The organism is Ruegeria sp. AL11, from assembly GCF_056540865.1.
In genome coordinates this window covers 101,073-126,439 of sequence record NZ_JBQFXO010000004.1, presented here as the reverse complement: position 1 = coordinate 126,439, position 25,367 = coordinate 101,073, and the positions used below count along the sequence as shown (strand labels likewise).

Below are 25,367 nucleotides of genomic sequence, written 5' to 3'. Positions count from 1 at the left end.
AATGGAAACTTTTGGTTTAGGCGTTGCCCTTTTCACAGTGATCGTCATCGCGCTGGTGACGATCATTCTGGCCGCCCGTTCGAAACTGGTCTCGACCGGTGATGTGAACATCACCATCAACGGCGAAAAGACCATCTCGGTCCCTGCCGGTGGCAAGCTGCTGCAGACCTTGGCGGCCGAAAAGCTTTTCGTTCCGTCTGCCTGTGGTGGCGGTGGTACCTGCGCGCAGTGCCGGGTGAAGGTGCATTCCGGTGGCGGATCGATCCTGCCGACCGAGGAAAGCCACATCACCAAGCGTGAAGCGGCCTGTGGTGACCGTCTGTCCTGTCAGGTTGCGGTCAAGCAGGACATGGACATCGAAGTCCCCGAGGAAGTCTTTGGCGTTAAGAAATGGGAATGCACCGTTCGCTCGAACGAGAACGTGGCGACCTTCATCAAGGCTCTGACCCTGGACCTGCCCGAAGGCGAGGACGTGAACTTCCGCGCTGGTGGCTACATCCAGATCGAAGCTCCCGCGCACCAGTTGAAATATACCGATTTCGATGTGGAAGAGGAATATCGCGAAGACTGGGATCGCTTCAATCTATGGCAGTACGAGTCCGTCGTCGCTGAACCGATTGAGCGTGCCTATTCCATGGCGAACTATCCGGACGAAAAGGGCATGATCATGCTGAACGTCCGTGTTGCCTCGCCCCCTCCTGGGTCCGATGGCATCCCTCCGGGTCAGATGTCGTCATACATCTTCAACCTGAAACCGGGTGACAAGGTCACCATCTCGGGTCCGTTCGGAGAGTTTTTCGCCCGCGAAACCCAAAAAGAGATGGTCTTCATCGGCGGTGGTGCAGGCATGGCCCCCATGCGCAGCCACATCTTCGACCAGCTCAAGCGTCTGGAAAACCGTGATCGCAAGATCAGCTTCTGGTACGGTGCGCGGTCGAAGAAAGAGATGTTCTTTGTCGAAGATTTCGACCAATTGGCCGCAGAATTCGACAATTTCGATTGGCACGTTGCCCTGTCGGACGCGCAGCCCGAGGACGATTGGAAAGGCTATACCGGCTTCATCCACAACGTTCTGTTCGAAGAATACCTCAAGAGCCACCCCGCGCCCGAGGATTGCGAGTTCTACATGTGTGGTCCTCCAATCATGAACCAGTCGGTCATCAACATGCTGCTGGATCTGGGTGTGGACCGCGAAGACATCATGCTCGACGATTTCGGCGGGTAAGAGACAAAAAGCCGGCGCATGGTGCGCCGGCTTTTTTCGTATCCCTATTTCACAAGCAGGTATTCGTTTCACCCGCTGATGTTTGAATTAAGCTATTTTGACAGAATTAGACCCACGTGAAACTACTAATTGTTGCCCTTTTTCTTGGGGTTATCGTCGGTTTGTTTGCGACTATGTACTTCTTTCTTATGCTGCTCGCATCGCTGCATAGTCTCATCTTTGCGACCTTGGATGCCGGTCGAGATCGGCCTCGTGAATACTCTTTCTCAGGCGGCTTCTTCTCGATGTGGCGAGTTCTCCGCAATAGAGGGAATGCCAATGCAGTCAAAACAATGGGACGAAATGCAATGTTTACTTGTGCGTCATTTGCGGCAACGGTCGGAGCGTTGACGCTGTTGTTCCACCTGGATGCAAAACACTGTGCACCGGACGTTATTCTCAAGACTGAAATCGGATTGGTTCCGCAAGACTGTGGTCAAGTTGAATAGTTCTAGCTACGAGCAAGTAGACCCGACCGTGACTTTCAAAGTCACTACAGCCTCAAGTCACTCGCGTCCCTTGGCAGGCAGGACTTGATGTCGAACACCACGCTGTTGGGTTTGCCGTAAGCTCGAAGCGTTGACGGATCAGCGTCTTTGTATTCCTGATGCGCGACGGCCAGAACGACTGCATCATAAGCTCCGTCCTGAGGGGAACTTGAAAGCGAGAGGCCGTATTCAGCCTCGGCTGCGGCAGGGTCGGCATGGGGATCGTGGACATCAACGCTGATGCCATAGCTCTGCAATTCCTCAATGATATCAACGACGCGTGTGTTCCGCAGGTCAGGACAGTTTTCCTTGAAGGTCAGGCCCAGAACCAGAACCCGTGCCGCACCGACATTGATGCCGTTGCGGGTCATGCGTTTGACCAGTTGAGACACCACATAACTGCCCATCCGATCGTTCAGTCGTCGACCGGCCAGAATGATCTGAGGGTGATGCCCCACGGCCTCGGCCTTATGGGTCAGGTAGTAGGGGTCCACGCCGATACAGTGCCCGCCGACCAGACCGGGGCGGAAGGGCAGGAAGTTCCACTTGGTTCCCGCGGCGCGCAAAACGGCCTCGGTGTCGATCTCCATCCGGCCAAAGATCATCGCCAGCTCGTTTACCAGCGCGATGTTCAGGTCGCGCTGGGTGTTTTCGATCACCTTTGCAGCCTCAGCCACGCGGATACTTTCAGCTTTGTGCGTTCCCGCTGTGATGATCCGCGCATAAAGCGCATCGACCAGATCCGCCACCTGCGGGGTCGAGCCCGAGGTCACCTTGCAGATATCCGCGATCCGATGGGTCTTGTCGCCGGGATTGATCCGTTCGGGGCTGTAGCCGGCAAAAAAATCAGTGTTGAAGCTCAAGCCCGAGGTGCCTTCCAGCACAGGTACGCAGTCTTCCTCGGTCGCGCCGGGATAGACGGTGGATTCGTAGATCACCAGGTCGCCGGGTTTCAGGACCAATCCCACGGTTTCCGAGGCCGCGAGTAGAGGTGTCAAATCAGGTTGTTTGCCTGCGGTGATTGGTGTGGGCACCGTGACGATGAAGGTGTCGCATGCCGCAAGGTCGGAGGCTTGCGTCGTGAAACTCAGGCCCGATGCGGCGGCTAGGTCTTCGGGTTCGACCTCTTGCGTTGCGTCCTTGCCATTGCGCAAGGCGTCGATCCGTGCGGCGTTGATATCAAACCCGACCACGGGGCCGATTTTTCCAAAAGCGACCGCCAGCGGCAGGCCGACATAGCCCAACCCAATCACGGCGATTTTGCGGGCGTCAGGATTGGTCTCCAGCATTCCGGTCTTGGCCCTTTACTTGCCGTGATAGTCGCGGAACCACGCAACAAACTGCGCGATCCCGTCTTTGAAATTGGTTTCCGGGCGGTACCCTGTCAGACTTTGCAACAGGTCAGTATTGGCCCATGTGGCGGGGACGTCGCCCATTTGCATGGGCATGTAGTTGCGGATGGCCTTTTTTCCGATCGCGGCTTCGATGGCTTCGATGAAATCCATCAGGCGCACCTTGTCACCATTGCCGATATTGACAACCCGGTACGGCGCGACGGGGGACAGACTGTCGCCGTCCTCGATCTCATCGGCGCCGGCGGGCCGCACCGGAGGCACGTCGATCAGCAAACGGATGCCACGGACCAGATCCTCGACATTGGTAAAGTCGCGATACATGTCGCCGTGGTTGTAGATATCAATCGGGCGGTCTTCGAGGATCGCGTCGACGAACTTATAGAGCGCCAGATCGGGCCGTCCCCAGGTGCCATAGACCGTAAAAAACCGGAACATGGTGGTCGGCAGGTCCCAAAGATGGGCATAGGAGTGCGCCATCGCCTCATTGGCTTTCTTGGTGGCCGAATAGATCGTCAGCTGCGTGTCGGCTTTTTCGACCTCGGTAAAGGGCAGATCCTCATTGGCGCCGTAGACCGATGACGTCGAGGCCATCAGAAGGTGCTGCACCTTGTGCTGACGCGCGACCTCCATCACGTTGAAGGTGCCGACAACGTTCGAGTTGATGTAGCTGCGCGGCTCTTCAAGGCTGTAGCGCACACCGGCCTGCGCGGCGAGGTGGATGATCACCTCGGGCTGAAACTCATCCGCGACCTGCATCAGCCGTTCATGGTTTTCCAGCATGTCTTCAGTGGTGGTAAAGCCGGGATTTTGCAGCAACATCTGATGGCGGCGTTGCTTGAGGGCGACGTCGTAATAGTCGGTCATCCCGTCATAGCCATGCACACGGAACCCTTCGGACAGCAACAGCTTCGCCAGGTGAAAGCCGATAAATCCGGCCGTGCCCGTGATCAAAACCCGCTTCATACATCCCTCACGCTTCGGCGACCCGTCTGCATTGTCTATCAAGGTTGCGCGCCCATTGGTCAACCGCCCGTTTCCGGACCGATTGCCGATTGTCCGTCGCAGCCGGTCAGAGTAGAGGTCTTTGCATGGTGACGGGCTGGATCAGAGGGCTGCTTGGACCGGGCGGAATGCGCGGCGCGGATGTGTCGGGCATAAGGCCCGAGGCGCGCTTTGTGGCGGTCGGAGATATCCACGGACGTTTGGACCTGTTGCAAGCCCTGCTGCCGAAGCTCGACGAGGGCCTGCCCTGGGTGTTTGTCGGTGACTATATCGACCGGGGCGATTACAGCGCGCAGGTGTTGCGGCAGTTGAAACATCTGAGTTTGACCTCGAATGGGCGCGTAACCTGCCTGCTGGGCAATCACGAAGAGATGTTACTGCGGTTTCTTGAGGATCCGTTCGGCATTGGCCCGCTGTGGATGAACAACGGGGGCGCCCAGACGCTTGCCTCCTTTGGTATAAAGGATGTCGACGTCGACAAGGGCGATTTGGCGGAGCGTTTGCTCATTGCCATGGGGCAGGAGCTTGTGGATTGGCTGATCGAGCGGCCCCTGATGTGGACCAGCGGCAATGTCTCGGTCGTTCATGCCGCTCTGGACCCTCGGGCATCAGTGGAAAAACAGGACCGAAGAACCTGTCTTTGGGGCCACTCAAAGTTCGGACAGCAGCCGCGCTGGGATGGTCAATGGGTGGTGCATGGGCACACGATCGTGGATCAGGCCGAGGTTCGGGACGGGGTCATTTCGATCGACACCGGCGCTTTCGCCACCAACTGCCTGACCGCTGCCGAGCTATTTCCCGGAGGGGTCACATTCACGGCAACGGCTTAGGTGGTATGGCCCAAGGCGTCAGGCCGCCGCGGGCCGGGTTGCTTTAGCCAACGATCATCTGCTTCATACGGAGCGCTTCGTATTCCAGCTCTTTCAGACGGAAATGCACGACGTCACCGATGGTGATCATACCGCACAAAAGTCCATCACGGACAACTGGCATGTGGCGGAACCGGCCTTCGGTCATGGTTTTCAGAACCGCATTCAGCGTGTCGTCGGGCGAGCAGCTCTGAACCTCCTTGGTCATCAGATCCTCGACCGATTGCGGCAGGGTCTGGCCGGGCGTATCAGCCATACGGCGCACGATGTCACGCTCGGACAGGATGCCCTGAAGCGCTCCGTTCTGATCGGTCACCAGAACGGCACCGATGTGTTTTTCCTTGAGAATATTCACCACCGTGTGGATCGTCTCGTTCGGGCGGACCGAGAACACCGCGTCGCCTTTCCCCTCAAGCAGTTTCGCCACGGTCGTCTGCGACTGCGACAGGTTCGATCCCGTCGACTGGCTGTAGGTGGACTTGTCCTGCTTGTCGCCGCGTGTGGGGGCCTGGTATGAGGTTGGGGCCATGGGCAATCTCCTTTTTGGTTCTTGCAAAGTCTTTCCCTTTCACCTTAGCGCAGCTAAATGGCCTGTATAGGGTGCAAATGCCCGCATCGGCGAAAACCCGGAGTCCAATCCTGTGAGTGACATCTATCTGACACCCCCCATTGCTGCGTTGATTTTCTTTGTTGTGGTGGTCTGCGGCCATAATTTTCGCATGGTGTGGAAACAGCAGCCGGACGGGTGGCAGAAGCGGGCGTGGCTGTTCGGACTTCCCGCCGGGATCGGCCTTTTGATGTTGGGCTTTTTGCCGCTAAAGCTGTGAAGCCGGTTTGACTCTGACCGGGGTGGCTGGCATATGCCGGGCACTGCTTTTCCCGGAGACTGATCCATGCGTCTACTGCCTGCGCTGGCCCTTACCACCCTTTTGACTGGCTGCCTGTTCGACAAGGAACCCGATGTGGTGCGCCTATCGGGTGAGACCATGGGCACGACCTTCAATGTCACTGCGATTGGCGAGGATCTGGACGAAAGCGCGTTGGCTGCATCGGTTGAGGAGACTCTGGCCGCGGTTAACGCCAAGATGTCGAACTGGGATCCGAATTCCGAGGTTTCGACCTTTTCGGCGTCCGCCAGCACCGACCCTGTTGCGGTATCCGACGAATTCGCACTGGTTTTGGCGGCCGCAAATGACGTTCACGACAAAACCGATGGAGCCTTTGACGTTACCCTCGGCCCGTTGATCGAGCTGTGGGGTTTTGGCCCGCGCAAGCCCGAAGACCCCGTGCCGTCCGATGCTGATATCGAGGCCGCGCTGGCAGGCGTTGGACAAAAGCGGCTTTTGACGCTGGATGCTGAAGCAGGAACTCTGGCAAAATCCGAACCTGGCGTTGGGATCAATCTGTCGGCTATCGCCAAAGGCTATGGCATTGACGCCGTCGCCGAGACCTTGCGGGACGCAGGCATAGAAAACTATCTGGTCGAGATCGGCGGTGATCTGGTCTCGAAAGGCCAGAACGACAAGGGTGAAACGTGGCAAATCGGGATCGAAAAGCCTCAGGCCGGGTCCCAGAGCTTGCAGTTGATCGTGTCGCTGGACGATCGCGGTATGGCCAGTTCGGGCGATTACAAGAACTACTTCGAACAAGACGGCGTGCGCTATTCGCATATCATCGACCCGACAACCGGGCGTCCGATCACGCACCGGACGACCTCGGTCACGGTTCTGGCGGAAACCGCCATGATGGCGGATGCCTGGGCGACTGCAATGCTGGCGCTTGGTCAGGAAAAGGGTATGCAACTGGCCGAAGAGCATGAACTTGCCGTATATTTCATCTCGCGGGATGTGACAGGCGGCGATGATGCCTATATAACTTCGCACAGCAGCGCGTTCAAAGACGCACTGGGCACCAACTGATTGGTAGGAACCGAAATGAGCACATTCATTCTGGCCTTTATTCTTCTGTCTCTGGTCATGGTCGGCATGTCGCTGGGTGTGATGTTGATGGGTAAAACCATCAAAGGCAGCTGCGGCGGTTTGAACGCGATCTCGGGCGCGGATAAATGCGTGGTCTGCCAAAAGGACATCGACCCGGACAGCCCTCTGCGGGACCAGCTGCAATGCAAACGCGCCAAGAAGATGCTGGAGCAGATGGAGCGTCAGGCCTAATCAGCATTTGCACCACCTGCTGGGAATTGGCTAGATAGCCTCCGGACCAGATCGGAGGCGCGTGTGGCCAAAGCCAAGAATATCCTGTTCATCATGTTCGACCAGCTGCGCTGGGATTACCTGAGCTGCTACGGGCATCCGCACCTCCACACGCCCAATATCGACCGTCTGGCGGCTCGGGGTGTGCGATTCAATCGCGCCTATATCCAATCGCCGATTTGCGGCAGTTCGCGCATGTCGACCTATACGGGTCGGTACGTACATTCGCATGGTGCCTCGTGGAACGGGATCCCCTTGAAGGTTGGCGAGATGACCATGGGCGACCACCTGCGCAAGGCGGGGATGGAATGCTGGCTGGTTGGCAAAACCCATATGCGCGCGGATGCAGAGGGCATGGCGCGGCTCGGCCTTGAACCGGACAGCCTGATTGGCGCTCGTGTGGCGGAATGTGGTTTTGATGTCTTCGAACGCGACGACGGGATGCGCCCCGAAGGGCCGGACGGGTTTTATGACCCCGATGGGGCCAAGGCCTACAATGAATACCTGCGCGACAAAGGCTATGAAAGCGACAACCCCTGGCATGACTTCGCAAATTCTGGTTTGGACGCGCACGGCAATGTTCTGTCCGGCTGGTTCCTGAAAAACTCGTGCGAGGCTGCGAACATTGCCGAAGAAGACAGCGAGACTCCCTATCTGACCGGGCGCGGGATCGAGTTCATGGAAACCCATGACGCCCCATGGTGCTGTCACCTGAGCTTCATCAAACCGCACTGGCCCTATATCGTGCCAGAGCCATATGCCTCGATGTACGGACCTGAGCATGTACTGCCGGTGGTGCGATCCGATGAGGAACGCCAAAATGCGCATCCGGTGTCGAAAGCGTTCATGGAGACCAAAATCGGTGAGACCTTCTCGCGCCAGGATGTGCGTGAGGCGGTGATCCCGGCCTATATGGGCCTAATCAAGCAGGCCGATGATCAAATGGGCCGGTTGTTCGACTGGATGGAGCAGACCGGTCGGATGGACGATACGATGATCGTCCTGACATCGGATCACGGGGATTTTCTCGGCGACCATTGGATGGGCGAAAAGACGTTCTTCCACGATACCTCGACCAAAATGCCACTGATCATCTATGACCCTTCGCCCGAGGCCGACGCGACCCGAGGCATGGTGAGCGATGCGCTGGTCGAATCCATTGATCTTGCTCCGACGTTCGTCGAAGTGGCCGGAGGCGACGTCGCCAATCATATCCTCGAAGGTCATTCCCTGCTGCCGATCCTGCATGGGCAGGCGCAGGAGCTGCCTCGTGATGTTGTGATCTGCGAATACGACTATTCCGCGTCGCCAATTGCCGAGCGCATGGATGCCTCGGTCCGCGATGCGGTGATGTTCATGGTCGCCAACAAACGCTGGAAGCTTATCCATTGTGAGGGCGGGCACCGTCCGATTCTGTTCGATCTTGAAAACGACCCGGAGGAGTTGGTTGATCTGGGCAACAGCGAAGATCATGCCGAGGTGATCAGTGAAATGTATGACCAACTGTTTGCATGGGCGCGCCGCCCGTCACAGCGCACAACGCGGTCTGAACAGCAACTGATCGAGATGCGAACCAAAAGCCGGGGCAGGGGGATCGTGTTGGGGATCTACGACGAAAATGACATGCCGCTGGAACTGACGGTCAAATACCGAAACCGCAAAGCCAAGCCTTACAAGAGTTACCTGAAGGACTAACTGCGCCGCGCTTTCCACTGAACATATCGGGCCATGCCGCGCTCCAACAGGTTCGGGGTCTTGCCGTCATCCAGATGCAAATCTCCTCCACCAGCCCGGTACATCTCGGCAAACACATCCAACACCTTGGATTTCACCATGCCGCGCAGCGGGACATGGGCCATCATGCCATAGGTCGCAGCCCCTCCGGTTTTGGCGAGCTCAGGGTTGGCGCGAACGGTCGCAACCGCCTGGGCGAGATCGCTCAGGTATTCATCGGTGACATGCCGGTGTTTGGCAGTGACCATGCAATGGATGCCATCTGGGTTTTGAACGCGATTGATGCTCCAACCGGCGCGCTCCAGTTGATCCGCCACGGCATAGATGTTGAGCTTCGGATCAGTTGAGCCATGGGCCAGCAACGGCCCCTGCGGGTTCCCCAGAATGCGCAGGCCGTCTATCGCGACTATGCCTGCCTTCAACGTCTCGACCGCTTCGGTCGTGTCTTTCGCCAACCGGCAGTAGCCGTCCTCACCGATTTTCTGCATTACAGCCCAGGCGGCGGCATAGGCTCCGCCCGGTCTGGTGCCCAGCAAGGCGGGCGAGGCAAAGACCCCTCCGGGCCAGTCCTGGCAGACGAACATCTGGTGCTTCAACAGGTCCAGATTGCGATAAAGGATGGTCGACGCCCCCTTGGCCGCATAGCCGTATTTGTGCAGATCAGCCGAGATGGACGTCACCCCCGGCACCCGGAAATCCCAATCGGGCAGGTCAACGCCGTTCCGTTCCATGAAGGGCAGGATCAGCCCGCCGACGCAGGCGTCGATATGCAAGGGAATGCCTTTTGACTGCGCGATTGCGCCCATCTCGGCAATCGGATCAATGGTTCCATGCGGATATTCAGGCGCGGAACCAAGGATCATCACAGTGCCCGCGTCAATCATCCTTCTAAGCTTGGAGATGTCTGTGGCGTAGTCCGGCGTCATCGGCAATAGGCGCGCCTTAACGCCGAAATATTCGGCCGCCTTGAACCAGGCGACATGGGCGGTCTTGGGCAGGATCATGTTCGGACGGGTCACCTTACGCTTTTTGCGGGCCATGTCCCGATAGGTTTTGACCGCCATCAGGCAGCTCTCGGTGCCGCCCGCAGTGACCACGCCACAGGTCTCCGGCCCACCCTTCAGCAGCCCGGCCATGGTTGAGATGATCTGCGTCTCCATCCGCTTGAGGCTTTGGAACGCGGCTGGATTCAACCCGTTGGCCGATGAGAACGCGCCATAGGCCTTGGCTGTGAAGGCGTCGTGATCATCGTCCAGATGATACACAAGGCTCCATGTCCGGCCCTCACGGTAATTCGGGTCGTTTTCGGCAAAGGATTTTAGCTGGTCCAGGATCTCGCCTTCGGGGCGGCCCGTTTCCGGTAGTTTTTGATGATCCATATCCTATCCTTTCCCGGCCAGCAGCAGCGCCAGTGAAATGCCCAGATAGTTCCCGATGGCAAAACCCAGAATGCCGGTTGCCATGCCCGACATCAAGATCGCAGGGTTGCGCAAGCTGCGCGCGACCATGGGCACAAAGGCAGGCGACATAACGGCAGCGACCGAGGTGATCAGGAAGGTATCCCGGTCGACCCCGGCGGTGCGTGCAAGCAGTGCGTGCAGACCGAAGCTGCCGAAGGTGGCGATCAGCACAAATCCCAGAACGGACAGATCCATATCGCGCAACTCTGCCAGATCCATCGACGCCGCAACGCTGAACGAAAACACGTAAAGCAGGTACATGCCCATATGAGGTGCGGCCCGGTTCTTGCGCAAAGACGGCGTGACCGAGCCGAGCAGACCCAGCGACGTTAGAAGAACCACGGTCATGACCTGCGATGGCGCAAAGCTGAACAGAGGGGTCAACAGCACCGCTGCGGCCACGCAAAATGTGCTGACCAGAAAGGCCAACACCCCCTGACGGAGCATATTCGGCGCATTGGCCTCGCCCGCGTCGGGCACTTGCGTGTCGCGATCACCCGGGAACGGCTTCAGAAAGCGGGCGAAAACCAACGGGGCGAGCGTCAGCACGAACAGCAGGTAACCTGCACCGACAACAGTATCGACGGTTGCAAATAGCAGATATCGGTTCTCGGGGATATCCAGCGCCAGTTTGATCGCGCCCATATTCGCAAGGCCGCCCGTATACATCCCCACGGCCATGCCGGACAGCTGCTCACTCTGCGCGGTGCCGCCTGCTTGAAACGCAAAGAACAGGCCCGTTGCAACAAGCGTGACCGAGACAACGGCCAATGCCATCGACAAAAGCGCAGAACCTGCGATGCGCCCCCAAGCCCCAAGGTCTACTCCAAACAGCAGTAAAGGCAGGGCCAGTCCTAAACTGGCCTCCATGACCCCGTCACGGACCTGACCCGCCGCGTCAGGTTGCAGACCAGATAGCCCCAGCGCCAATCCGGCCATATAGCACAGCACAATCGGCCCCAGCCGTCCGGCCAAAGTCGAATGCCTCGCTAGCAGCACCATCGCGGCGGGCGCTAAAAGGTATATCAGTGCGAAGACTGCGATCTCTGGCTGCATAGGTTCCCTCTCCCTGAAGGTGAGACTAGGCAGCACGACGCCGTTCGCACAAGGTGGTCTTACGTAAGGTTCACGTTCCTTTCGGGTAAGGAAATCCGGGTGTCTGGGTCGGTTTACGAAACGATTAAATCTGCGCCGATGGGCGTAAAGGCGGTTCACCCCAAAGCGGTCAGGCGATAGAAGGTTCGCCAAGAGCAGTTACCGGAGACCAAAATGGCCACGCCCAAACCCGTAGTTCTGTGTATTCTTGATGGTTGGGGATTGTCCGAAGACACTCAGGCCAACGCGCCATATTTGGCCAATACACCTACATTCGATGCGATCATGCAGGGCCTGCATGCCACGCTGATTACGCATGGCCCGGATGTGGGCTTACCCAGCGGTCAGATGGGTAATTCCGAGGTTGGGCACACCAATATCGGCGCGGGCCGTGTGGTGGCGATGGACCTGGGCCAGATTGATCTGGCGATCGAGGATGGCTCATTTTTTAACAACGCAGCGCTGCAAGCTTTCATTGCTAAGGTGAAAGCGACGGGCGGGACGGCGCATCTGATGGGGCTAGCCTCGGATGGCGGTGTCCATGGGCATGTGAACCATATCGTTGCAGCGGCCAAAGCGATCACGGATGCCGGCGTTCCGGTGGCTCTGCATGCAGTGACCGACGGGCGCGATGTCGCTCCGAAATCGGCTTTCACCTACATCTCCGAGCTTGAGGAACGTCTGCCCGAAGGCGCGCGTATCGTCACCGTCTGCGGGCGTTACTTCGCCATGGACCGCGACAATCGGTGGGAGCGCGTCAGCCAAGCCTACAACGCCATGATCAAAGGTCAGGGCCGAACCGGTAACTCGGCGCATGGAGCGGTTGACTACGCTTACAACCAATCCGAAACGGATGAGTTCATCGTGCCGACCGTGCTGGAAGGCTATGATGGCGTCAAAGATGGTGACGGGTTTTTCTGTCTGAACTTCCGCGCCGATCGGGCGCGGGAAATTCTGCGCGCGATTGCCGAACCGGGCTTTGACGATTTCGAAACCGGCACACGTCCAGCGCTGTCTGCTTTACTTGGCATGGTTGAATACTCCGACGGCCATAACGCCTATATGACGACCGTGTTCCCCAAACGGGCCATCGCGAACACTCTGGGCGAGTGGGTGGCCAAGCAGGGATTGCGCCAGTTCCGTCTGGCCGAAACCGAGAAATATCCCCATGTCACCTTCTTCCTGAACGGCGGCAAGGAGGTCCCCGAAACTGGCGAAGATCGCTTCATGCCCAAGTCGCCCAAAGTGGCCACCTACGATCTACAGCCCGAGATGTCCTCGGCCGAGGTGACGGACAAGTTCGTTGAGGCCATCGAAGCGGGCTATGATCTGATTGTCACAAACTATGCCAACCCCGATATGGTCGGCCATACCGGAGACCTTGGCGCTGCAATCAAAGCCTGCGAGGCCGTGGATCAAGGTCTGGCTCGCGTGGTTGCCGCGCTGGAAAAAGCCGGGGGGGCGATGATCGTCACCGCCGATCACGGCAATTGCGAAGTGATGATAGACCCGGAGACAGGCGGCCCGCATACCGCGCATACATTGAACCCGGTTCCGGTGGCTTTGGTTGGCGGTCCTGAGGGGGCGACGCTCCGTACCGGGCGTTTGTCGGACCTTGCGCCCACTTTGCTGGCACTGATGAACCTGCCCAAACCGCCTGAGATGACTGGGGAAAGCCTGCTGTCATGAGGGTTCTGGCCGCAGCCTTGGCGGTGGTTTTCTGTGGCCCGGCGGAGGCGCAGAACACGCCTTCTCAGGCGGCGCTGGCGGCGGCCGAGATGTTGGAACAGGCGTCCATCTCGCTGTCTGAGGCAGAAAGCGCGCGCGACCGGGTGCGTGCTCTAACAGAGACGATCCAAGCTTACGAGGCTGGGTTGTCCGCCATGCGGGACGGGTTGCGCATGGCCGCCACGCGCGAGGCGCAGCTGTCGGCCGAGCTGCGCGCACGGGAACAGGATGTGGCGCAGTTGCTGGGTGTATTGCAGACCATAGAAACGACCACCCCGCCGGTGCTGATGTTGCACCCTTCTGGCCCTTTGGGGGCTGCGCGGGCCGGGATGATGCTGTCCGAGGTGACACCGGGCCTGAATGCCAAGGCGCAGGCTTTGGCGCGGGATTTGCAAGAGGTTCAGACCTTGCGAGTACTGCAGCAGGATGCGGCGGAAACCCTGACAGAAGGTCTGACCGGGGTGCAGTCCGCCCGTACCCGCCTGAGCGAAGCCATCGCGGATCGCACCGGGTTGCCGCAGCGCTTTGTTGAAGACCCGATCAAAACGGCAATCCTGATCTCTTCGACCGAAACACTGGATGGGTTTGCTACAGGCCTGTCGGAAATTTCGGAAGGGGAGATTGCGGAACGCGACGACAATATTCAAAGCCGCAAAGGCGACGTGCCTCTGCCGGTCCAGGGCGTTTTATTGCACCGGGCCGGGGAAACAGACGCAGCAGGCGTAACGCGGCCGGGGCTTGTGCTTGGTGCGCGCCCGCGTGCCCTGGTAACAACGCCCACGGCGGCCACAATTCGCTACCGAGGGCCGCTTCTGGACCTGGGAAATCTGATCATTCTTGAGCCTCAGCCCGGCCTCTTATTCGTCTTTTCGGGCTTGCAGGAAGTCTACGGAGACATAGGTCAAGTGATACCAGAGGGCACTCCGGTCGGTTTGATGCCCGGTGAAACGCCGGAAATCGGTGCTATTTTGTCAACTCGTGGTGATGGCACTGGAACTGACCGGTCAGAAACGCTCTATATAGAGGTCAGAGAAGATAACAGCCCCGTGGACCCCGAGTCGTGGTTTCGGACCAGCAAGGATGGATAAACGAGTATGAAGAAATTTGTGATGGCCGGACTGGCCGGAACGGTTGCAGGCATCATTGCAACAACTCAGATCGCAGGACCCCTGCTGGCGCAGGAGGCCGAGAGCAAGGCCGATGTCTACCAACAACTCGACCTGTTCGGTGACATTTTTGAGCGGATCCGCGCGCAATATGTCGAAGAGGTTGAGCCGGAAGAGCTGATCGAAGCCGCGATTGACGGTATGCTGACCTCACTTGATCCGCATTCAAGCTACCTGTCGCCCGATGATGCCGAACAGATGCGCGTCCAGACCCGGGGTGAGTTTGGCGGGCTTGGTATCGAGGTCACGCAAGAGGAAGGCTTTGTCAAAGTCGTCTCTCCGATCGACGACACGCCTGCCGATGAGGCCGGGATTGAGGCCGGAGATTTCATCACCCATGTGGATGGCGAAAGCATTCTGGGCCTGACGCTGGACAAGGCGGTTGAGCTGATGCGCGGCCCTGTCGGCTCGGAAATCGTGATCACCGTTGTGCGTGAGGGCGAGCCTGATCCGTTCGATGTGACCATCATTCGCGACACGATCAAACTGACAGCTGTACGCGCCCGGACCGAGGGCACCAGCGTTGTCATGCGAGTGACCACGTTCAACGATCAGACCTTCCCGAACCTGCAGGCCGGAATGGAAGAGCAGATCGAGGAAGCGGGCGGGATCGACAAGGTCAACGGCTTTGTACTGGACCTGCGTAACAACCCCGGCGGCCTGCTGACGCAGGCGATCAAGGTTTCGGATGCGTTCCTGAACGAAGGTGAGATCGTCTCGACCCGCGGGCGTGACCCCCAGGACGGCGAGCGGTTCAACGCAACCCCCGGTGATCTGGCCGAAGGCAAACCGATTGTGGTGCTGATCAACGGCGGCTCGGCCTCGGCCTCGGAAATCGTGGCCGGTGCCCTGCAGGACCACCGCCGCGCAATTGTTGTTGGTACCAAGAGCTTTGGTAAAGGCTCGGTGCAGACGGTGATGCCGCTGCGCGGTGACGGTGCGATGCGTCTGACCACCTCGCGGTATTACACGCCGTCTGGCCGCTCAATCCAGGCGTTGGGTGTCAGCCCGGACATCATCGTGGAACAACCGCGCCCGGCTCCGGAAACTGAAGAAGAGGATGATCGTCCGGCACGCTCCGAGGCGGATCTTCGCGGCAGTCTGAATAACGACAGCCTCAGCGAGGATGAAATCCGCCAGATCGAAGAAGACCGCGCCAAAGCTGAAGCCACCGCTGAGCTGCGGGAAGAGGATTACCAGCTGGCCTATGCCATCGACATCCTCAAAGGTCTGTCGGCGTTCAATCCTGACGGCCCGTCTCAGTAAAATCAAAAGGGCCGCGCCAAGCGTGGCCCTTTTCAGCTTTCGATCTTGTGCAGCTTGGCTTCGTCTAGCATCAGTGCCAGAAGAATACCCAACGAGACCGAGATCGTGGAAAAGATGAACGCCATGCTCATGCTGCTGTCAAAGGCGGTTGTGAGCGCGGACTTGACCGCCTCCACTTGATCCGCATTCAGCTTTGCCATCACCGCTTGTGCCGAGTCCGTGCTGAGCGAACCGCCGTTGATCGCCCGTTGCTCGGCGTCGGTCAGATCAATCCCGGCGGCGGCAAGCTTGTCCCGCAAGGTAGACAGGGACACCGCATACATGATGGCCGTCGCACAGGCGACCGAGATTGCCCCGTAGACCAGATGCGTCATGAAGCTGAGGCCACCAACCAGCCCGGCGCGCTCGGGTTTGACCGCGCAGACCGCAGCGGTTCCGGACGGCCCGACCGTCAGGGTCGCACCCAGCCCGATCATGGCCATACCCGGTAAGATGTGGAAGTAGCCTAAACTGCTGGGCAAGATGACGATGCTGGCCGACCCAACGGTCGCCAGAACATAGCCCCAAAACAGCAGGCGTTTAGGCCCGAAATCATTGTAGAGCGTGCCGGAGACGATCGACCCCACCGCCAACAGGATAGTCAGAGGGGCCAGCCCAAGCGCCGATTGGAAAGTCGTCCAGCCCAGTACCTTTTGCATGTATTGCGGAAAGTACAACAACGCGACGAAGGCGGCTGAGACGTTGAACATATTCAGGCCAAGCGTGATCAGAAACTCTCTATTCTGCATTAATTGCGGCAATAGGAGCGGCTCTTTCACCCGCTTTTCAACGCGCGGAAACAGCAGGAACAGAATGGCGCTAACAAAGAATAGCAGCAAAAGCGGGATCGACGACCAGCCCCAATCGGCCCCCACGTCCAACCCATAGAGCAACAGAAGCACGGCAAAGGACAGGATCCCCATCCCGGCAAAGTCGATATGTTCGCCCTGTTTGTGCTGGGTCTCCCGTTCCATCAAAATCAGCGCGGTCGCCATCGAGATGCAGGAGAACACGACGTTGGCGAGGAAGAAGTATCGCCATTCACCGAAACTGACGGCAAGTCCGCTGATCATTGGGCCAAATACATTGCCCGTGGTCACGCCCGCCAGGATCAGACCCATGACAAGCGCGCGGTGTTCCTGTTTGGAGACTTTGGTGGCCCCAAAGGCCAAGGTGCAGGGCCAGACGCATCCTGCACCAATGCCTTGCAAGGCACGCGCGCCGATCAGGAAATCGAGGCCGGGGGCGAAGAAGCACATCACCGAGGCAAACAGAAAGATCGACAGGCCGATGATCATCACTCTGCGGTGTCCGTACATGTCGCCCAAACGACCTCCGGCGACCATGGTCATGGCGAAGAACAGTGCGTAAATGTTCAGAACCCACTGGGTGCTGGTGATATCGCTGTCAAAGCTGCTTTCGATTGACGGAACCAGCATCAGAGCCCCGGTAAAGTCGATGCCGATGCCAAATGCGGTCACCATCAAGGCAATGACTTTGATGATACTTTTGCGATCCATGGCGGCTTCCGGAGTGTTGCGGCTGTCTCAATGATGCATGTAAATGGCGAAAAAGATAGGAAAACCCGGGTAGTGGCTCAGCTCGAGTCCCGGCAAATTCTGCGAAAAGCCCGCTTGAGCATGTCAAGCTCACCGCGCAATAGCTCGACTTCGGCGCGCAGATCATCGGCGGCAGGTTCGCCCGATATCACCGTAAAATCACCCAGTTTCCGGGCCGTTGAGCGCTCGGATATGACAAAGCTATGGACCCCGTCCGACAGAGCTGCGACCGGCACAGGGATGGTCACGATCCAACCGTCCTCGACATCCGAGAGGGCAACGCCATCGACGTCCTCACCCCGGTACAACACCTCAATATCCGGCTTGGTCTGGGCGCGCAGATGCCCTTGCCAAATTCCGTTCTCAAACCGGGTCCGGGTCAGTAGTGGCTCAGTCATACCCTGGGACCTCACAAATCAGCGCGATGGTGGCGGCACAAAGTCAGATCGCGCAGAGTGACGCTGTTCATGCCGGGGTTTTCAAGGATTAGGTCCAACCAGACCTTCTCGATCCGTTTTTCGTTCAACGGCAGATGGGCCAGATCGAAATCGACGCTGGGCGACGGGTTGGTCAGATCAAGCTTGCGCAGAACCTGTTCGGTATTCGGGCCGCTTAGGATGTTGAGCCGGGCAAAGAGGTCGATCTCCTGCTCCGCGTCAATATGCGTGTCCAGGCGGATAAGGTGCTGCAGGCTCAGGCCCTGAGAGGCATCGCTTGGCAGTTGGATCGAAAGCGAGAGGAAGCTACCTTCGAAGCCAAAGACCTCCACGCCCATGTTGAAGGGGGCCAGATCACTGGGCAGACGGTTGCGGTTCTGGCGCATAGCGATCTCGGCCTGTGGGCAATCATGAAACACCTGCACCTGATCATTGAGGGACGCTTTGCGCGGAGGGGAGGCAAGGCCGGGCGTCGCAAGGGGCCAGCGCCACAGATCCGGGCGCCAGCTCCAATCCGTGCCGATCGGTTTGGGAAACTGGTTCGAGCCGATTTGAGGGTCGCGCAGCCGCATATCCGCCGTATCAATCACCTGCCTCAGCTGTGTTTGCAGGGCGCGCGCGCTATCGCGCTGGCGTCGCAGTTCGGCCTGAGGGGCGTCGGCCGCCATCTGCGCAGCCCTGCGCCAGCGGTCTAAAACCCTGCGGTGAAAATAGCGTTCGAGAATCCTGCCCATGGTCCATTCGTCCGACGTAGCACCTCTTTAGTCAAAGACCGGGCGGGGGACAAACCCGGAATTTAGATCTGTCGGTTTTCGGTGCGTGAGGCGACCGTCGGTTCTTGCATTACGTCAGGTCTGTGCTTAGGGTCGGGCCTCTTGAAAAAGCGGGTCGCCAGCAACCACGCCACGCATCAGTTTTTCATTCGACAAGGCCCGGCCATGGAACCCACCCTGTTTTCGTTCATTTGGAAACACTCCAAAAAACAACAGCTTGTGCTGTTGGTTCTGACGGTTCTTTCGTTTCCGTTCCTCTATGCCTCGCTTGAGCTGCCCAAGCAGATCATCAACGATGCAATTGGTGCACCCGCGGATACGGTCACGATCTGGGGGGTGACCGTCACGCAGATTCAATACCTTATGATCCTGTGTTTTGCCTTTCTGGCCACGGTGATCGCCAGCGGCCTGATGAAGATGCGTATCAACACGATGAAGGGCGTTTTGGCGGAACGGATGCTGCGTCGCTTGCGATTTACGCTGATCAACCGGTCGATGCGCTTTCCGAAATCGTATTTCGCCACCACCAGTCAGGGTGAACTGGTTTCGATGATCACCTCCGAGGCCGAGCCGATGGGCGGTCTGATGGGCGACGCTATCGCTCAGCCGGTGTTCCAGTTCGGTCAGATGATGACCATCGTCACCTTCCTGTTCATGCAGAGCGTCTGGTTCGGGCTCGCCAGTATCGCCCTAATCCCGCTACAGGCGTGGTTGATCCCGAAACTGCAACGCCAGATTAACCTGCTAAATAAAGAGCGCATTCAGGAGGTCCGTCACCTGAGTTCCGAGATCGGCGAGAGTGCCGCTGGGATCAGCGATCTGCGCACCAATGGTGGCTGGCGCTACCGGTTGGCGCAGTTCAGTTACCGTCTGGGGAACCTGTTCGAGATCCGCTTCAAGATCTACAACAAAAAGTTCTTCATGAAGTTCCTCAACAATCTGATCACTCAGATGACGCCGTTCCTGTTCTACTCGGTCGGCGGGTATTTGGCGATCACTGGAGAGGTGACGGTAGGTGCTCTGGTCGCTGCCTTGGGGGCGTACAAAGATCTGAGTGGCCCGTGGAAGGATCTGCTGACCTACTACAATCAGGTGCAGGACATGTCGCTGCGATGGGAGATCGTGACCGAACGCTTCGCCCCATCCAACATGATCCCCGAACACCTGTTCGAAGGCCGGCCCGAGGTCATTCCGCACCTCACCGGTGATATTGAGCTGCGGAACATCACCGTTCGCGATGATGACGGCAAAACCATTCTGGAAGATATCGATCTGAGAATTCCCAAGGGCGCGCGGGTGGCGATTCAGTCAACCAACGCGGCCGAACGCACCGCCTTGGCGCAGCTTCTGACGCGTGAGGTGGTGCCGGTTCAGGGCGAGGTCCTGCTGGCCGGGCACAATCTGAACGAACTGCATCAGGCGGTGATTGCTGCTCGGATCGGATACGCCTACTCGCGGCCCTACCTGTTCGATGGAACTCTGGGTGACAACCTGCTGATGCCGCTGCGCCCATATCCTCAGCACGAGACTGAGGCCAAGAAGGCTCCGACCCACCGCCAGATCGAGGCCGTTCGGTCCGGCAATCCGATAGATTCGCTCGAGGATGAGTGGGTCGATCCGGGGCTGGCCGGGCTGGACGATATCGACGACATCCGAGCGTGGTGGTTCCAACTGGTCGAGGCGATGGGCATTGACGAGTTCATGTTGCGACGCACCCTGCGCACGCAGTTTGACCCGAAATTGCATCCAGGCTTGGCGCAAGAGCTTGTGAAACTTCGCGAGACAGTGGCCCAGAAATTGCAGGACAAGGGCCTCGATCGCTATGTCTACCGGTTCGACCCGGATCAGTTTAATCCGGCAGTGCCTTTGGGTGGCAACTTGCTGTTTGCAACGCCCGCGCGGGATATCACACCAGAGTCGTTGGCTGGTGATCAGCGGTTCCGCAACATGTTGCGCAGCCATGATCTGGCCGAGGAAGCAATGAACATGGCCAGCACCGTGATCGAGACGTTGGACCAGGCCTTTGGTCGCGATGGCACTGATCACCCGCTTTTCCTACGGTTGGGCATGTCCAAAGACATGTATCACAGGCTTTTGGACATCAAGGATCGCCTGAAAACCAAAGGAGCTGATGCGGTTTCGGAGCCGGATTGTGCGTTGATGCTGACGGTGCCGTTCCTGTTGACGGCCGAGCAAATTGGTCCAGACTTTCCGGATGAATACAAGGACAAGATCCTGGCGATCCGAAAACAGCAATCCGCCGCCATGCATGAGGCGCTGGATGGGATGTTCGTTCCATTGTCGCCTGACGCCTACTTCCCGCGCTTGACCGTGATCGAGAATGTCCTTTATGGGCGCGTTTCTCTCATGGCGGGTGCGCACGCCGAAGAGATTGAGGATCTGGTTGCCCAGGCCGTGAATGAGGCCGGTCTGCGCCGCCGCGCTGCGGCTACCATGTTTGACCTGCCCTCGGGTTTGGGGGGGAACAACCTGCCTACGGTGTTCCAAGAACGCGCATCTTTCTCGCGTGCGGGTATCAAGCGCCCCGATATCCTGATCCTCGATAAGGCGCTGGCCAGCCACGATTCGGAAAGTCGCCTGCGCACCCGGCTGCGCCTGCGGGAATTGCTTCCCGAGTCGATCATGATCTTCATGGAGGATCACTTTGCTCATCCCGAAGCCTATGACCTGTTCGTCGAGGTCAAGGATGGCCGCATCGATGGTGTCTCACGCACGCCCGTTCTGCATCAGGAGGGGGCTACTGCCGACCTCAGCAGAAAGCTCGAAATCATCTCGACCACCGAGCTTTTCTCGGGCATCGACGCGCGAAACCAACGGCTGCTGGCGTTCTCGGCGCAATGGTATGACGTCGCCGCGGGGCAGGTGATCTTCTCGCGCGGGCAGACGGCGGACGCAGCCTATCTTTGCATCCGGGGTCAGGCCCGGTTGGACTGGTCGGATGAAGATGGCAACAAACGCCCCATATCGATTGTTGAGCCGGGTCGCTTGATCGGGGATCTGTCGATCATTACCGGTGACCGCCGGCAACTTGATCTGGTCGCTAACACAGATTGCGCCTTTCTGCGTATCGGAGCCGAAGAACTGCGCGCCGTTGTCGAAAGCGACGCCTCGGTCGCGACGCAGTTGCTGCAGACCGTTGCGGGATACCTGACCACGCTCGCCACGCGCGTGAACACGGTTGCAAACCCGGCGGATGTCTTCCCGGACGTGGTGCAGGAAACCATTCTTGACGAGGCCGATGACAATGATTGAACCCGCCGCCTATGCCGCTCATGAACATTTGGTGCGCGACGCCCGCGCGCGCCCTGATCTGTGGCGGCTGCTGGTCGGGCTGGTGATTGTTTGCACGCTCTATTTGGCGGCGAACACTGTTCTTTTTGCGGTTATAGGCGCCCTCATCCCCCCCTCTCAGGCCCAAGGGTTTTTGCGCGGCACGTCCCCCCTCGCGACATTTGTCCTGCTGGCCAGCTTTGGGTTTCTGACGATTGGCGTTGCTGTTGCTGCAAAACAGATGCAGCAAAGGTCGCTCTGGGCGATTCTCGGAGAGCGTCGTTTGGCGATCAGTCAATTCACACAGGTTTTGGTGGCCTTGGTGGTTCTCGGTCTGGCACTGGCAGCCCTACCGCCTTACGGAATGGGGGATCCGCTGACCCAGAACCTGGCGTTCTTGACCTGGATCGTACTGCTGCCGTTCGCGGCAGGCGCCGTGCTGATTCAGACCAGCGCCGAAGAGATCCTGTTTCGCGGCTACCTGCAGCAATCTCTGGCCGCGCGGTTTCAGTCACCGCTGATCTGGGTAGGCGTGCCTTCGGCCTTGTTTGCAGCGGGTCACTATGCGCCGGGGATTGCTGGCGACAACGCGCTGCTGGTTGCAGTCTGGTCCTGTGTGTTCGGCGTTCTGGCGGCTGATCTGACGGCTCGTTCTGGCACTTTGGGCCCAGCTATCGCCTTGCATTTCTTCAATAATGTGATCTCTCTCCTGATTATCTCATTGCCCGATACGCTCAGTGGTCTGGCCCTTTTCGTGCTGCCCTACGATATGTCGGACGGTGGCGTGCTGCGGCAGTGGTTGTGGGTGGATTTCGGCTCAATGATGGTTTGCTGGCTGACAGCACGCCTCGTCATCAGGCGCTGATTGCATTTCTTTCCGTAGCGTCTTATTTGACGTCAACGCCGCACAATCCAAGGCTCTGATATGAACTGGATCACAAACTACGTCCGCCCCCGGATCAACTCGATCTTCTCGCGCCGAGAAGTGCCAGAAAATCTGTGGCACAAATGCGATGAATGCGGAACGATGCTGTTCCATCGTGAATTGGCCGAAAACCAGAACGTCTGCACCCAGTGCGGTCACCATATGGCAATCACACCGCGTGACCGCTTTGGCCACCTGTTCGATGGCGGGATTTTCACCGAAGTTGCGGTGCCTGCGCCCAAAGATGACCCGCTGCAGTTCCGCGATCAGAAGAAATACCCCGATCGCATGAAGGCGGCCCAGAAGAAAACGGGCGAAAAAGAAGCCATGCTGGTCGCTACGGGCGAAATCGGGCGTACCCCGATTGTTGCGGCGGCGCAGGATTTCTCGTTTATGGGCGGTTCGATGGGCATGTATGTTGGCAACGCGATCATCGCCGCCGCGCAAGAGGCGGTTAAGCTAAAGCGCCCGCTTATCCTGTTCTCGGCCGCCGGCGGTGCCCGGATGCAGGAAGGCATCCTGAGCCTGATGCAGATGCCGCGTACCACCGTGGCCGTCGAGATGCTGAAAGAGGCGAACCTGCCCTATATCGTCGTTCTGACCCACCCGACCACCGGAGGTGTGACTGCGTCTTATGCGATGCTGGGCGACGTGCATATCTCGGAACCCAACGCTCTGATCTGCTTTGCCGGTCCCCGCGTGATCGAGCAGACCATCCGTGAAAAACTGCCCGAAGGGTTCCAGCGCGCCGAATATCTGCTGGACCACGGTATGCTCGACCGCGTGACCAAGCGCACCGAGCTGCGTGAGGAACTGATCACTATCACCCGCATGCTGATGAACCAGCCTCCTGCGATTAAAGGTGATTTGCCCGCGCCGGAACCGGAAGAGGCCGCCGCAGACGCACCTGCTGAAGATACGGATCAGAAATGACCGCCCAAACATCGGACGCCATCCTCGACCGGATGATGGCGCTGCACCCCAAGATCATCGACCTGACCTTGGATCGCGTCTGGCGTTTGCTAGAGGCATTGGACAACCCGCAGAACAAGCTGCCACCAGTGATCCACATCGCCGGGACCAACGGCAAGGGTTCGACGCAAGCGATGATCCGAGCCGGGCTTGAAGGGGCAGGGCTGTCGGCCCACGCCTATACCTCACCGCATCTTGCACGGTTCCATGAACGCATTCGTTTGGCCGGAGAACTGATCTCGGAACCCGACCTCACGGCGGTGCTGGATGAGTGCTACGCGGCCAACGGCGGCGAGAACATCACCTATTTCGAGATCACGACCTGCGCGGCCCTTCTGGCCTTCGCGCGGGCCAAAGCGGACTATACCCTGCTTGAGGTCGGCCTCGGCGGGCGTCTGGACGCGACCAATGTGATCGAAAAACCTGCCGTGACGGTGATCACTCCGATCTCCATCGACCATGAGCAGTTTCTGGGCAATACCCTGGCGAAAATCGCCGGTGAAAAGGCCGGTATCATCAAACGCGGCGTGCCTTGCATCGTCGGCCCGCAACCTGATGAGGCGATGGAGGTGATTGAACAGACCGCCGCATGTCTCGGCGCGCCTCTTGTTGCATATGGTCAACATTGGCACGTCACCGAAGAAAACGGCCGCCTGATTTATCAGGACGAAACCGGGTTGCGTGACCTGCCTCTGCCCAACATCTTGGGTGCCCACCAGATCCAGAACGCAGGAGCGGCCCTTGCCGTTCTGCGCCACCTCGACCTTGGCGATGCCGCCTATGAGGCCGCCGTGACCAAGGCCGAATGGCCCGCACGGATGCAACGCCTCAAAACCGGCCCGCTTGTGCAAGTCGCAAGTCAGGCCGAGCTTTGGCTGGATGGGGGGCACAACGCCGCAGCCGGGATCGCTCTGGCCGAGGTTCTGTCGAACCTGCCGAAACGCCCGACCCATATGATCTGCGGTATGCTGAACACAAAAGACGTAACAGGCTACCTCGCGCCGCTTGCCAAACAGGCCCTGAGCCTGACCGCCGTTTCCATTCCGGGTGAGGCTGCAACCCTCAGCGCCGAAGAAACAGCCGCCGCTGCCGCCAAGGTCGATCTGCCCGCATCAACCGCCAACAGCGTGGCCGAGGCGCTCGACATAGTCGTCGCCAAAGACCCGCATGCACGTATCCTGATCTGCGGGTCCCTCTACCTTGCGGGCAATATCCTGCGCGAAAACGGCTAAGATCCGCCCACAGGGCTTCATTTTGCTGAAGAAATCCCGCAGGAGCCGACAGGAGTGGCGGCGGCAGGTACGATAGCCCGTTCGATAGTCGCACTTTCAATTGTGACCGAGAAGTTATTTCCCCTGATTGCGATCTCTGTGGCAGGGCCCAAGCACGAAAGTCAAAATTGGCTCGAAGCGGCTATTTGCGTCAGCGGCATCGAAGGTCTGGTTCGAGTGCAAAAGCGACCAATGCGATTAGCGCAGCATTCATCGAAGGGCGGAAACCGTCCATTCGCCGCGTGCGCGAGCTTGTCAGGCCGAATAGTCGGGGGCAGGCATTCAAGTGATCTTTAGTCCGGATTTCAATCTGCGCGACTGAAGGACACCGGAAACTGAAAATATAGATATTGTGCAGAGAATTCCGGATTGTGATTTTGGTCTTGTGCGCAGCGCTTCGTTATCTGGTCGAGTAGATGGCTATTTTGATGATTTTTTCGTATTCTAGCCAATATGTTTGAAA

The 25,367-nt window shown here is 58.5% G+C and carries 22 protein-coding genes; 14 read left to right on the top strand and 8 right to left on the bottom strand.

The window, feature by feature from the left end:
- Nucleotide 1 precedes the first annotated feature (1 nt).
- Both nqrF and ACR0IP_RS08070 read left to right on the top strand, forming a co-directional pair.
- Nucleotides 2-1,225 carry an NADH:ubiquinone reductase (Na(+)-transporting) subunit F gene (gene nqrF, locus ACR0IP_RS08075; protein ID WP_170377276.1) on the top strand — a complete coding sequence of 408 codons (1,224 nt, stop codon included), beginning with the start codon at nucleotides 2-4 and terminating at the stop codon, nucleotides 1,223-1,225.
- Between the two features lie 116 nt (nucleotides 1,226-1,341).
- Nucleotides 1,342-1,713, top strand: coding sequence for a hypothetical protein (locus ACR0IP_RS08070; protein WP_170377278.1), 372 nt, complete (start codon nucleotides 1,342-1,344; stop codon nucleotides 1,711-1,713).
- 44 nt (nucleotides 1,714-1,757) lie between these two features.
- On the opposite strand, the gene tviB is transcribed toward ACR0IP_RS08070, so the two are convergent.
- Both tviB and ACR0IP_RS08060 read right to left on the bottom strand, forming a co-directional pair.
- Nucleotides 1,758-3,041: a Vi polysaccharide biosynthesis UDP-N-acetylglucosamine C-6 dehydrogenase TviB gene (gene tviB / locus ACR0IP_RS08065; protein ID WP_480524874.1), complete on the bottom strand. Its 1,284-nt coding sequence runs from the start codon at nucleotides 3,039-3,041 to the stop codon at nucleotides 1,758-1,760.
- Between the two features lie 15 nt (nucleotides 3,042-3,056).
- Nucleotides 3,057-4,070 (bottom strand): SDR family NAD(P)-dependent oxidoreductase, encoded by a 1,014-nt coding sequence (locus ACR0IP_RS08060; RefSeq protein WP_170377282.1) that lies wholly within the window; start codon nucleotides 4,068-4,070, stop codon nucleotides 3,057-3,059.
- A 125-nt stretch (nucleotides 4,071-4,195) separates the two neighbouring features.
- On the opposite strand from ACR0IP_RS08060, the gene ACR0IP_RS08055 reads away from it, so the two are divergent.
- The gene (locus ACR0IP_RS08055; protein WP_170377283.1) at nucleotides 4,196-4,939 is read left to right on the top strand and encodes a metallophosphoesterase; all 744 of its coding nucleotides are present in this window, start codon (nucleotides 4,196-4,198) and stop codon (nucleotides 4,937-4,939) included.
- Nucleotides 4,940-4,982: 43 nt separating this feature from the next.
- On the opposite strand, the gene ACR0IP_RS08050 is transcribed toward ACR0IP_RS08055, so the two are convergent.
- Complete coding sequence (locus ACR0IP_RS08050) at nucleotides 4,983-5,507, bottom strand: CBS domain-containing protein (protein WP_170472451.1); 525 nt, start codon at nucleotides 5,505-5,507, stop codon at nucleotides 4,983-4,985.
- A gap of 112 nt (nucleotides 5,508-5,619) precedes the next feature.
- Here ACR0IP_RS08050 and ACR0IP_RS08045 point away from each other — a divergent pair, with 112 nt between their 5' ends.
- The 4 genes from ACR0IP_RS08045 to ACR0IP_RS08030 all read left to right on the top strand — a co-directional run bounded on the left by ACR0IP_RS08045 (nucleotide 5,620) and on the right by ACR0IP_RS08030 (nucleotide 8,883).
- Nucleotides 5,620-5,805: a hypothetical protein gene (locus ACR0IP_RS08045; RefSeq protein ID WP_170377287.1), complete on the top strand. Its 186-nt coding sequence runs from the start codon at nucleotides 5,620-5,622 to the stop codon at nucleotides 5,803-5,805.
- Nucleotides 5,806-5,871: 66 nt separating this feature from the next.
- Complete coding sequence (locus tag ACR0IP_RS08040; protein ID WP_480524871.1) at nucleotides 5,872-6,897, top strand: FAD:protein FMN transferase; 1,026 nt, start codon at nucleotides 5,872-5,874, stop codon at nucleotides 6,895-6,897.
- Nucleotides 6,898-6,912: 15 nt separating this feature from the next.
- Nucleotides 6,913-7,149, top strand: coding sequence for a (Na+)-NQR maturation NqrM (gene nqrM / locus ACR0IP_RS08035; protein ID WP_170377292.1), 237 nt, complete (start codon nucleotides 6,913-6,915; stop codon nucleotides 7,147-7,149).
- A gap of 93 nt (nucleotides 7,150-7,242) precedes the next feature.
- On the top strand, nucleotides 7,243-8,883 hold the full coding sequence (locus ACR0IP_RS08030) for a sulfatase-like hydrolase/transferase (protein WP_480525145.1): 1,641 nt from the start codon (nucleotides 7,243-7,245) through the stop codon (nucleotides 8,881-8,883).
- Here the strand turns inward: ACR0IP_RS08030 and ACR0IP_RS08025 are convergent.
- Together ACR0IP_RS08025 and ACR0IP_RS08020 are read right to left on the bottom strand one after the other, a co-directional pair.
- On the bottom strand, nucleotides 8,880-10,301 hold the full coding sequence (locus tag ACR0IP_RS08025) for a pyridoxal phosphate-dependent decarboxylase family protein (RefSeq protein WP_480524869.1): 1,422 nt from the start codon (nucleotides 10,299-10,301) through the stop codon (nucleotides 8,880-8,882). The genes ACR0IP_RS08030 and ACR0IP_RS08025 overlap by 4 nt on opposite strands.
- Before the next feature lie 3 nt (nucleotides 10,302-10,304).
- Nucleotides 10,305-11,438, bottom strand: coding sequence for a DUF819 family protein (locus ACR0IP_RS08020; RefSeq protein WP_480524867.1), 1,134 nt, complete (start codon nucleotides 11,436-11,438; stop codon nucleotides 10,305-10,307).
- Nucleotides 11,439-11,651: 213 nt separating this feature from the next.
- Here ACR0IP_RS08020 and gpmI point away from each other — a divergent pair, with 213 nt between their 5' ends.
- From gpmI to ACR0IP_RS08005, 3 genes are read left to right on the top strand one after another with little or no spacing between them, the layout of a single operon-like run.
- On the top strand, nucleotides 11,652-13,166 hold the full coding sequence (gpmI, locus tag ACR0IP_RS08015; RefSeq protein WP_480524865.1) for a 2,3-bisphosphoglycerate-independent phosphoglycerate mutase: 1,515 nt from the start codon (nucleotides 11,652-11,654) through the stop codon (nucleotides 13,164-13,166).
- On the top strand, nucleotides 13,163-14,293 hold the full coding sequence (locus ACR0IP_RS08010; protein WP_480524863.1) for a murein hydrolase activator EnvC family protein: 1,131 nt from the start codon (nucleotides 13,163-13,165) through the stop codon (nucleotides 14,291-14,293). Before gpmI ends, ACR0IP_RS08010 begins: the two co-directional genes overlap by 4 nt.
- 6 nt (nucleotides 14,294-14,299) lie before the next feature.
- Complete coding sequence (locus ACR0IP_RS08005) at nucleotides 14,300-15,637, top strand: S41 family peptidase (protein ID WP_170377303.1); 1,338 nt, start codon at nucleotides 14,300-14,302, stop codon at nucleotides 15,635-15,637.
- Nucleotides 15,638-15,669: 32 nt separating this feature from the next.
- Here the strand turns inward: ACR0IP_RS08005 and ACR0IP_RS08000 are convergent, their stop codons facing one another.
- From ACR0IP_RS08000 to ACR0IP_RS07990, 3 genes are all read right to left on the bottom strand, one after another.
- On the bottom strand, nucleotides 15,670-17,196 hold the full coding sequence (locus ACR0IP_RS08000) for an MFS transporter (protein ID WP_480524861.1): 1,527 nt from the start codon (nucleotides 17,194-17,196) through the stop codon (nucleotides 15,670-15,672).
- A 77-nt stretch (nucleotides 17,197-17,273) separates the two neighbouring features.
- The gene (locus ACR0IP_RS07995) at nucleotides 17,274-17,633 is read right to left on the bottom strand and encodes a hypothetical protein (RefSeq protein ID WP_170377307.1); all 360 of its coding nucleotides are present in this window, start codon (nucleotides 17,631-17,633) and stop codon (nucleotides 17,274-17,276) included.
- A gap of 11 nt (nucleotides 17,634-17,644) precedes the next feature.
- Nucleotides 17,645-18,406 (bottom strand): DUF6478 family protein, encoded by a 762-nt coding sequence (locus tag ACR0IP_RS07990; protein WP_480524859.1) that lies wholly within the window; start codon nucleotides 18,404-18,406, stop codon nucleotides 17,645-17,647.
- 204 nt (nucleotides 18,407-18,610) lie between these two features.
- On the opposite strand from ACR0IP_RS07990, the gene ACR0IP_RS07985 reads away from it, so the two are divergent.
- From ACR0IP_RS07985 to ACR0IP_RS07970, 4 genes are read left to right on the top strand one after another with little or no spacing between them, the layout of a single operon-like run.
- Nucleotides 18,611-21,718, top strand: a complete 3,108-nt coding sequence (locus ACR0IP_RS07985; protein WP_480524857.1) for an ABC transporter transmembrane domain-containing protein — start codon at nucleotides 18,611-18,613, stop codon at nucleotides 21,716-21,718.
- Entirely contained in the window at nucleotides 21,711-22,601 is an 891-nt protein-coding gene (locus ACR0IP_RS07980; RefSeq protein ID WP_480524855.1) for a CPBP family intramembrane glutamic endopeptidase, read from the top strand. Before ACR0IP_RS07985 ends, ACR0IP_RS07980 begins: the two co-directional genes overlap by 8 nt.
- A 60-nt stretch (nucleotides 22,602-22,661) precedes the next feature.
- A complete protein-coding gene (gene accD, locus ACR0IP_RS07975) occupies nucleotides 22,662-23,594 on the top strand; it encodes an acetyl-CoA carboxylase, carboxyltransferase subunit beta (protein WP_170641235.1) in 933 nt (310 codons plus the stop codon).
- On the top strand, nucleotides 23,591-24,865 hold the full coding sequence (locus ACR0IP_RS07970) for a bifunctional folylpolyglutamate synthase/dihydrofolate synthase (RefSeq protein WP_480524853.1): 1,275 nt from the start codon (nucleotides 23,591-23,593) through the stop codon (nucleotides 24,863-24,865). Before accD ends, ACR0IP_RS07970 begins: the two co-directional genes overlap by 4 nt.
- The last annotated feature ends 502 nt before the right edge of the window (nucleotides 24,866-25,367 follow it).

What these genes read in the sequence shown, in the direction of transcription:
- nqrF (WP_170377276.1), top strand. Translation starts at nt 2, where the DNA reads ATGGAAACTTTTGGTTTAGGCGTTGCCCTTTTCACAGTGATCGTCATC.
- tviB (WP_480524874.1), bottom strand. Translation starts at nt 3,041, where the DNA reads ATGCTGGAGACCAATCCTGACGCCCGCAAAATCGCCGTGATTGGGTTG.
- ACR0IP_RS08060 (WP_170377282.1), bottom strand. Translation starts at nt 4,070, where the DNA reads ATGAAGCGGGTTTTGATCACGGGCACGGCCGGATTTATCGGCTTTCAC.
- ACR0IP_RS08055 (WP_170377283.1), top strand. Translation starts at nt 4,196, where the DNA reads ATGGTGACGGGCTGGATCAGAGGGCTGCTTGGACCGGGCGGAATGCGC.
- ACR0IP_RS08050 (WP_170472451.1), bottom strand. Translation starts at nt 5,507, where the DNA reads ATGGCCCCAACCTCATACCAGGCCCCCACACGCGGCGACAAGCAGGAC.
- ACR0IP_RS08040 (WP_480524871.1), top strand. Translation starts at nt 5,872, where the DNA reads ATGCGTCTACTGCCTGCGCTGGCCCTTACCACCCTTTTGACTGGCTGC.
- nqrM (WP_170377292.1), top strand. Translation starts at nt 6,913, where the DNA reads ATGAGCACATTCATTCTGGCCTTTATTCTTCTGTCTCTGGTCATGGTC.
- ACR0IP_RS08030 (WP_480525145.1), top strand. Translation starts at nt 7,243, where the DNA reads ATGTTCGACCAGCTGCGCTGGGATTACCTGAGCTGCTACGGGCATCCG.
- ACR0IP_RS08025 (WP_480524869.1), bottom strand. Translation starts at nt 10,301, where the DNA reads ATGGATCATCAAAAACTACCGGAAACGGGCCGCCCCGAAGGCGAGATC.
- ACR0IP_RS08020 (WP_480524867.1), bottom strand. Translation starts at nt 11,438, where the DNA reads ATGCAGCCAGAGATCGCAGTCTTCGCACTGATATACCTTTTAGCGCCC.
- gpmI (WP_480524865.1), top strand. Translation starts at nt 11,652, where the DNA reads ATGGCCACGCCCAAACCCGTAGTTCTGTGTATTCTTGATGGTTGGGGA.
- ACR0IP_RS08010 (WP_480524863.1), top strand. Translation starts at nt 13,163, where the DNA reads ATGAGGGTTCTGGCCGCAGCCTTGGCGGTGGTTTTCTGTGGCCCGGCG.
- ACR0IP_RS08005 (WP_170377303.1), top strand. Translation starts at nt 14,300, where the DNA reads ATGAAGAAATTTGTGATGGCCGGACTGGCCGGAACGGTTGCAGGCATC.
- ACR0IP_RS08000 (WP_480524861.1), bottom strand. Translation starts at nt 17,196, where the DNA reads ATGGATCGCAAAAGTATCATCAAAGTCATTGCCTTGATGGTGACCGCA.
- ACR0IP_RS07995 (WP_170377307.1), bottom strand. Translation starts at nt 17,633, where the DNA reads ATGACTGAGCCACTACTGACCCGGACCCGGTTTGAGAACGGAATTTGG.
- ACR0IP_RS07990 (WP_480524859.1), bottom strand. Translation starts at nt 18,406, where the DNA reads ATGGGCAGGATTCTCGAACGCTATTTTCACCGCAGGGTTTTAGACCGC.
- ACR0IP_RS07985 (WP_480524857.1), top strand. Translation starts at nt 18,611, where the DNA reads ATGGAACCCACCCTGTTTTCGTTCATTTGGAAACACTCCAAAAAACAA.
- ACR0IP_RS07980 (WP_480524855.1), top strand. Translation starts at nt 21,711, where the DNA reads ATGATTGAACCCGCCGCCTATGCCGCTCATGAACATTTGGTGCGCGAC.
- accD (WP_170641235.1), top strand. Translation starts at nt 22,662, where the DNA reads ATGAACTGGATCACAAACTACGTCCGCCCCCGGATCAACTCGATCTTC.
- ACR0IP_RS07970 (WP_480524853.1), top strand. Translation starts at nt 23,591, where the DNA reads ATGACCGCCCAAACATCGGACGCCATCCTCGACCGGATGATGGCGCTG.